A 500-nucleotide genomic window follows, 5' to 3' on the forward strand; every position below is an offset into this window, starting at 1 on the left:
CATTGAGCGGTTGACTCAGGTCGAAACTAACTTTACCGAGACTGAACGTGTTTTGAATTCTCTGATCATTCCAAACAAGTTACGGGCATTTGATTGCGATGCCTAAATAAAGGTAATGTAGTGTATATCGGGTGTTAATATAATAAATTATTTGGGGGCGTAATATGTTAGGGTTTATTGTAGCTGTTTTGATAATGTCATGCGCTATTGCTTTTGTGACAAAACAGACAAAAAATGGTGCATTTACAAGATTTAACAAGCGATTAAGTGCTATATGCAATGTTGGCTTGTTGTATTCTGGACTAATAATTATTTTGGTGTCTATTGTATTTAACGCATTTTATGGAGCGGAAATTACTCCGGTGGAAACTCTGAATTCGCCTTTCTCAAACGTTGTTAGCGGAATGGGTGAGATGGCCTCTCAGTTGTCCAGCGTAATGATGTATTTGGGAGCTTCTTGTTCGGTTGCTTCCTTCCCATTGAAACTATTGGGGAATAAG

The 500-nt window shown here is 38.2% G+C and carries 1 protein-coding gene; it reads left to right on the forward strand.

Going from position 1 to position 500, the window contains the following annotated elements; genetic code table 11:
- Positions 1-215 precede the first annotated feature (215 nt).
- A partial coding sequence (locus DVK07_RS24105; protein WP_233565585.1) for a hypothetical protein occupies positions 216-500 on the forward strand: 285 nt, incomplete at its 3' end.

It is taken from the genome of Halorubrum sp. Atlit-26R (assembly GCF_003666015.1).
Classification (GTDB): domain Archaea; phylum Halobacteriota; class Halobacteria; order Halobacteriales; family Haloferacaceae; genus Halorubrum.